Consider the following 6,755-nt stretch of genomic DNA (forward strand, 5'->3'; position numbering starts at 1 on the left):
GGTTGTCGTCAGGACCGCCGGGGACCAGCGGGGAGGTGGTTGGGCCGGTGGCTCAGGGGGTGAGGCCCTTGCTCTGCAGCCAGGCCATCGGGTCGATGCCGGAGCCGCCGCCGGGGTGGACCTCCATGTGGAGGTGGGCGCCGGTGACGTTGCCGGTGGCGCCGACGCGGCCGATGACGTCACCGGTGGTGACCTCCTGACCGACGCTGACGCTGATGGAGGACTGGTGGGCGTACCAGATCTCGGTGCCGTCATCCAGGGTGAGCACGGTCTTGTAGCCGTACGACCCGTCCCAGCCCGCCGACGTGATGGTGCCGCTGTGCACGGCCTTGAGCAGCGTGCCCGTGGGTGCGGCGAAGTCGAGGCCGGTGTGGTGGCCGGAGGACCAGTAGGCGCCGGCCTGACCGAAGGTCGAGGAGATCGTGTACGAGGAGGTCGGCAGCGTGAACTGCTTGGCCAGCTTGGCGAGGCGCTCGGCCTCGGCCTTCTTCGCGGCCTCCTCCTCCGCCTTCTTCTTGGCGGCGGCGGCCTTGGCCTCGGCCTCCTTCTCAGCCTTGGCGGCGGCTTCCGCGGCCTTCTTCTCCGCGGCCGCGGCGGCCTCGGCGGCGGCCTTCGTCTCGACCTGGGCCTGCTGCTGCTCGGCCTGCGCCATGATCCGGGCCCGCAGGGACTCGCCCGCGCCGGCCGTGTCGGTGCCCTCCGCGGTGTCGGCGGCGGTGGTCACGCCGATGCCGCTGAGCGGGGTGCTGGAACCCTCCGGCTGCGGCTCCTCGTCGGAGATGAGCGAGCCGACGTTGGGCAGGTCCGGCATGGAGATCGACACCGGCGGCTTGCCGGTCTGCGCGCTGGCCATACCGCCCGCGCCGACGGCGGCTATGACACCGACGCCGAGGACGGTGGAGCTGCGGGCGAGTCCGCCACGCTGCTTGGCGACGCGGTGCCGGCCGCGTACGGGGCGAATGGAGTCCTCGGTGGGATTCCACTCCTCCCAGGGGCCCTCTTCGGTGCGGTAGTTCTCGTAGCCGAAGGTGTCGGTGTCGTGCCGACTGGGCACGAACGGGGCCTCGGGGGCAGGCCGGTTGGACGCCACGTGGGCGTACTCCTTTCCTTCCTTTCGCCTACCGGGTTAGCTGACGGGTTCGGAGCAGGAAGGTCTCCTACGCGCGCATGCAGCCGTGTTGCCACGGCGTCAAACGCCCGATTCACCCCAATGTGGTGGTTCCCCGGTTCCCTTGCGGGATTCGGCGCGTGCGCACGGAGCCGCCTTCTGTGACGGCTGGGACGACCGCGCTGCGTTATCGAACGTTAATAGACCCGGGGCCCGGATTCCAAGCTGTTCCTCTTGATCATTAACGAAAACAGGCGGGACGTACACCTCAGGATCGGTGAAAACCGGGCGAGTTGACCGCCGCCAAGTATTCCCCTTCACGCCACTTCTTTCTGACGGTGCGTCAGTCGTTATGCGGAGGGACGCCGACCCGTCACGGCTCGTGACAATGATCATGATCGCCGCGCCGTGGCCGCCGTACGGCGAGCAGCGCCATGTCGTCCGCCATCCCGCCCCCGGAGTGGCGGCGCACGTCGCGGGCGAGGGTGTCGAGCAGCTTCGCCGGGTGGCGGAAGACGCGACCGGACAGCCGCGCGCACGGATCGTAGAACTCCCCCCGCTCGTCCCTGGCTTCCGACAGCCCGTCGGTGTACAGCAGCAGCGTGGCCCCACCGGGGAAGGGGGTCTCCTCCGCCCGGTCGGGCCACACACCCAGCTCGCCCATGCCCAGCGGCAGCGCCGCCTCCCGGGCGGGCAGCGGCCCGAGGGTGCCGTCTCCGTGGAGCAGCAGGGGCGGCGGATGCCCGCGGTTGACGATGCGTACGGTCCCGGTGCCGTGCGGGAGTTCGGCGAGGACGGCGGTGGTGAAGCCCTCGAAGGCGTCCAGCCCGTCGCGCCGGGTGCCCTCACGGGCCAGCGCCCGCTCCAGGCGCTGCGCCACCGCCTCCAGCGTCGCCTCCTGTTCCGCGGCCTCCCGGAAGGCGCCGATCACCACGGCGACGGCGGCCACCGCTCCCATGCCCTTGCCCCGCACGTCCCCCACGATGAGCCGGACGCCCCGCGCACTGTCCTGCACGGCGTACAGGTCACCGCCGATGAAGGCGCCGGCCTGCGCGGCCTCGTAGCAGGCGGCGATCTCGAAGCCGGCCATCCGCTCGGCCGGCTCGGGCAGTACGGCGCGCTGGGCGGCCTCGGCGATCTCCCGGGCGATGGCGAGGCGCTCGTCGGTACGGCGGACGAAGGCGTTGACGAAGACGGCGAGCGCGGCGACCGTCGCGATGGTGATCAGCTCGGTGAGGGAGTCGACGTAGTGGATGACGCCCTTGCCGATCTGCAGCCCGACCACCGAGGCGACCACGGCGACCCCGGTGAGCGCGGTGCCCCGGCGGGAGTAGATCGGTGCGGCGACCAGCGGCGCGGCGGTGTAGAGGGGACCGGCGGTGAAGTAGCGCGGGGTGAGGATGTCGTACAGGACGGCGACGACGATCAGCAGTACGGGGAGCGAGCGCGCGAGGGCCCGCCCGTAGGACGTGCGCCACGGCCGCGGCTGCCCCGCGGGCGGCACGGGCACCGGCTCGTCGCCGAGACCCGGGTCGGGCACGGGATCGCCGGGGAGCCGGCCGCCGGCTCGGGCGTACGCTCCCTCGTCCTCCACATCGCCTGCCCGCACCACTGGTCTCCCGCCGCCCCCTGTCCGCGCCGCTTGCCGTGCCGTACTCCAGGGTTCCCGCGACGGGGGTGGGCGGCGAGCGGTGAGGGCCGAGCGGGTGAACGCACCGAGGGCCGGAACCCTTTCGGATTCCGGCCCTCGGCCTTCAGTAGCGGGGACAGGATTTGAACCTGCGACCTCTGGGTTATGAGCCCAGCGAGCTACCGAGCTGCTCCACCCCGCGTCGTTGTGTTCCCCACTGTACGTCATCCCGGGGGCCGAATGCACATCGGTATCCCTCTATCCCGCCAGGTGGCGGTTGGGCGCCTTCGCCCGCCCTTCGTACTCCGGCAGTACGACGACGGCGGCGCCCCCGGCGGCGAGCACCCCGCCGCCGTCCGCCCCCGGCACGAAGGTGTCCGGCTCCCGCCAGGCCGTAACCACGCGACGCACCCCGGCGTCGAGGATCAGCCGGGCGCAGGGCGCGGGCCGGGAGGCGCGGCGCGCACAGGGCTCCAGGCTGCTGTACACGGTGGCCCCCGCGAGCCGCGGATCGGAGCGGTCGGCCTTGGCGAGCGCGGCCTCCTCGGCGTGCACGACGGCGTCGCCGCCCTCCCGCGAGTATCCCCGCGCCAGCTCGCTGCCGTCGGCGGCGACCACGACCGCCCCCACGCTGAACGCCGTCCGGGACGGCGGGCACAGCTCCGCCAGGTCGCAGGCGAGCGCCAGCCAGTGCCGGTCGGCGGCGCTCACGCGGTCGCCGGTGCCGGGTGCGGTCGGCAGGTACCGCATCAGCACGACGTCCTCGATCCGCCGCGACTCCACCAGCCGCAGCCGCCCGCCCTGGTAGGCGCCGGGCCCGAAGAGCCGCGGCGCGGCCGGGTCGCCGACGAGCAGGGGCGCGAGGACGAGTTGCAGTTCGTCGGCGAGTTCCTGCTGGAGCAGCTGGGTGTGGACGGTCCCGCCCCCCTCCACCATGAGCCGCCGCACCCCGCGCCGGTCGTACAGGTATTCGAGCACCGCCCGCCAGTGGAGCGAGTCGCCGAGCGGGACGACGACATCCTCGGCGATCCCCAGCGCCCGGGCCCGCCCGGCCCCCTCGTCGGTGGTCAGCAGCACCTTCTCCCCGCCGGTGTGCCAGAACCGCGCCGCCGGGTCCAGCTCGCCGCTGCCGCTGACGGTGACCTTGAGCGGGTACTCGGCCTTCCCGGCCCTGGTCCGGGCGGCCCGCCGCTCGGCGGAGTTCACCAGCAGCCGCGGGTTGTCGGCCCGAATCGTCCCGGCCCCGACCAGGATCGCGTCCACCGAGGCCCGCACCTCGTCGACGCGGTCGAAGTCGGCGGGGGACGACAGCAGGAGCCGGTCCGGCCCGGTGTCGTCCAGGTAGCCGTCGAGGGAGACGGCGGCGGAGAGGAGGACGTAGGGGAGGGGCCTGCCGGCGCTCTCGTGGGCGGTCATGTGCGGACGTGCTCCTTCGTGCTTCAGCCCCAGTCGCCGTTGACCCACGCGAGCAGGCGGGCGCGCTTCCTGTAGGAGCAAGGAGCGTAACCAGTGCCGGACGTCGCGGACGCCTCGGAACCGCTCCGCAGGTCGTAGCCGTAGTCGCTGGGGCCGTACTCGCCGTCGCGTTGGCCGTCCATGTCGTCGGCCCAGTCGAGCAGACCGAGGTCGAGGTCGAGGTTGTCGAGGTACCGGCCGGGGTCGGCCGGTTCCACCGGTGCGGAGCGGCCGTCGGCCCGCCGGTCCTCGAGGCAGCCGTCGGAGCGCACGGGCTGGCCCAGCCACCATCCCGCCAGGAACACCGCGTACAGCGTGGTGGCGACGACGAGGCGGCGCATCGTCATCCAGGCGGGCACCCGGGGAGTGCCGCGCCCACCGTTCACCGCCATTGGCCCTCGAACCACGCGCGCACGCGCGGGCGTTCGCCCGTGTCATTGGTGCAGGCGACGGTGTAGGCGGTGAGCGTCCTGGAGCCCCCGGGGGACGGTTCGGCTTCGTGCTCCGCGGTGATCCGGTCGAGGGCGGCCCGGTCGACGTGGCATTCGGGGGTGACCGGCTGCCCCAGGTACCACCCCGCGACGAAGACACCGTAGATCGCCGCGGCGAGGCCAACACGGCGTATTCCGGGGGGTGTTGTGCTCATGCCTAGGGGACCCTACTCGCAGGTGCGGACCTGTCCGTCGGCGGGAAGCGCCTCAGAGTTGTCCGCGCCGAGCCCAGCGAGCAGGCGCAGCCCGTCCTCCGTAGGGCTGCCGGGGGCCGCGGACAGCACCAGCAGCTCCATGCCCGACGCGTCCGGCATCGCGAAGTTCTCCTGGTGCAGTTCCAGCAGTCCGACCAGCGGGTGCCGGTATGCCTTGCGTCCATGCGTGCGGGCGCAGACGTCCGCGCGGGCCCACAGGCGGCGGAAGCGCTCGCTGCCCATCGCCAACTCGCCGATGAGCGAGGCCAGGCGGGGATCCTCGGGGTACTTGCCGGCGGCCAGGCGCAGGTGCCCGACCGCGTCGAGGGTGCAGTTCTCCCAGTCCGCGTAGAGGCCCCGCTCGGCCTCCTCCAGGAAGATGTGCCGGGCGGTGTTCAGGCCCGGCAGTGGCCGGCCGAAGAGGAGGCCGGCCAGGCGGTTTCCGGCGAGCACGTCCAGGCGGTGGTTCATGATGAGCGCGGGTGCGTCGGCGACCAGGTCGAGGACGCGCAGCAGTTCCGGCCGGACGCGGGAGGCCGGTGCCTTCGCCCGGCGGCGGCGTTGCCGGGCGAGCCGGTGGAGGTGCCCGCGTTCGGTCTCGTCGAGGCCGAGCACGCGGGCGAGCGCGTCGATGACCTGCTCGGAGGGCTGGGTGGCGCGGCCCTGCTCCAGGCGTACGTAGTAGTCGACGCTGACTCCGGACAGGTGCGCGACCTCTTCGCGGCGCAGCCCTTCGACCCGGCGGCGGCTGTCGGTGGGGATGCCGACGGACGCCGGGTCGACGCGGGAGCGCCGGGTCCGCAGGAATCCAGCGAGATCGTCCATGCCCCCCAGTATGTCCACGGGCGGGGACCGTAAGGGTGGTCCTGCCGGTACCAGGAAGTCCCGTCCGACGGTCGAGGCGTCCCTGAACGCCGGGCGCCACGGCGTCCAGGATCGATGGCATCCGATCCGAAGGAGTCCCCCGTGAAGACGCTGATCGTCCACGCCCACCCGGAGCCGAAGTCGCTCAACGGCTCGCTGAAGGACCTCGCGGTGTCCACCCTGGAGGCCGCCGGGCACGAGGTACGGGTGAGCGATCTGTACGCGATGGGCTGGAAGGCGGTCGTCGACGCCGCGGACTACGGCCCCGAGGCGTCGAGTCCACTGCAGGTCGCCCGGGACTCGGGGCGGGCCTTCCAGGGCGGGACGCTCACCCCGGACGTGCGTGCCGAGCAGGAGAAGCTGCTGTGGGCCGACACGATCGTCTTCCAGTTCCCGCTGTGGTGGTACTCGATGCCCGCGATCCTCAAGGGCTGGGTGGACCGGGTGTTCACCTTCCGCTTCGCCTACGGCGTCGGCGAGCACAGCGACACGAAGTACGGCGAGCGCTACGGCGAAGGCACCCTGGCGGGCAGGAAGGCCCTGCTGTCGGTGACCATCGGCGGCCAGGAGTCGCACTACGGCGCCCGCGGCGTCAACGGCCCCATCGAGGATCTCCTGTTCCCGATCCACCACGGCATCCTCTACTACCCCGGCATCGAGGCCGTGCCGCCGTTCGTCGTGTACGGCGCCGACCGGATGACCGCCGAGGACTACCCGGACGTCGCCAAGGCGTGGGAGCAGCGCCTGCGCACGCTGGAGTCGACCGAGCCGATCGCCTACCGGCGGCAGAACTCCGGCGACTACGAGATGCCCTCGCTGCAGCTGAAGGAGGGGCTGGAGCCCGCGGGCCGCACGGGTTTCGGGCTGCACGTGCGCGGATGACCGCCGGGACGGAGAGGACCCCAGCCCGGTCCTGCCGTGAGCTGGGGTCCAACGCGTAGGCCCTGTGGGACTCGAACCCACAACCAATGGATTAAAAGTCTGATGAGCCCCCATGACGCCTCGTACCGCGC

At 72.3% G+C, this 6,755-nt stretch carries 7 protein-coding genes, 1 tRNA gene and 1 riboswitch; of the genes, 1 reads left to right on the forward strand and 7 read right to left on the reverse strand.

The window, feature by feature from the left end; genetic code table 11:
- Positions 1–52 precede the first annotated feature (52 nt).
- The 7 genes from ACGF3J_RS37780 to ACGF3J_RS37810 all read right to left on the reverse strand — a co-directional run bounded on the left by ACGF3J_RS37780 (position 53) and on the right by ACGF3J_RS37810 (position 5,703).
- Positions 53–1,090 (reverse strand): M23 family metallopeptidase, encoded by a 1,038-nt coding sequence (locus ACGF3J_RS37780; RefSeq protein ID WP_161331850.1) that lies wholly within the window; start codon positions 1,088–1,090, stop codon positions 53–55.
- Positions 1,091–1,101: 11 nt separating this feature from the next.
- Positions 1,102–1,257: riboswitch (cyclic di-AMP (ydaO/yuaA leader) on the reverse strand.
- 224 nt (positions 1,258–1,481) lie between these two features.
- Positions 1,482–2,717 carry a PP2C family protein-serine/threonine phosphatase gene (locus ACGF3J_RS37785; protein WP_161331849.1) on the reverse strand — a complete coding sequence of 412 codons (1,236 nt, stop codon included), beginning with the start codon at positions 2,715–2,717 and terminating at the stop codon, positions 1,482–1,484.
- A gap of 149 nt (positions 2,718–2,866) precedes the next feature.
- Positions 2,867–2,940 (reverse strand) — tRNA-Met (locus ACGF3J_RS37790).
- A gap of 56 nt (positions 2,941–2,996) precedes the next feature.
- Positions 2,997–4,154, reverse strand: a complete 1,158-nt coding sequence (locus ACGF3J_RS37795) for a dihydrofolate reductase family protein (RefSeq protein WP_161326058.1) — start codon at positions 4,152–4,154, stop codon at positions 2,997–2,999.
- A gap of 23 nt (positions 4,155–4,177) precedes the next feature.
- Entirely contained in the window at positions 4,178–4,540 is a 363-nt protein-coding gene (locus ACGF3J_RS37800) for a hypothetical protein (RefSeq protein WP_237552262.1), read from the reverse strand.
- A 35-nt stretch (positions 4,541–4,575) separates the two neighbouring features.
- Entirely contained in the window at positions 4,576–4,839 is a 264-nt protein-coding gene (locus tag ACGF3J_RS37805; RefSeq protein WP_161326056.1) for a hypothetical protein, read from the reverse strand.
- Positions 4,840–4,851: 12 nt separating this feature from the next.
- Positions 4,852–5,703, reverse strand: coding sequence for a helix-turn-helix transcriptional regulator (locus tag ACGF3J_RS37810; RefSeq protein WP_161326055.1), 852 nt, complete (start codon positions 5,701–5,703; stop codon positions 4,852–4,854).
- A 141-nt stretch (positions 5,704–5,844) separates the two neighbouring features.
- On the opposite strand from ACGF3J_RS37810, the gene ACGF3J_RS37815 reads away from it, so the two are divergent.
- Positions 5,845–6,624, forward strand: a complete 780-nt coding sequence (locus ACGF3J_RS37815) for an NAD(P)H-dependent oxidoreductase (RefSeq protein ID WP_161326054.1) — start codon at positions 5,845–5,847, stop codon at positions 6,622–6,624.
- Positions 6,625–6,755: the final 131 nt, after the last annotated feature.

Source organism: Streptomyces sp. NPDC048171, from assembly GCF_043202655.1.
Lineage (GTDB): Bacteria > Actinomycetota > Actinomycetes > Streptomycetales > Streptomycetaceae > Streptomyces.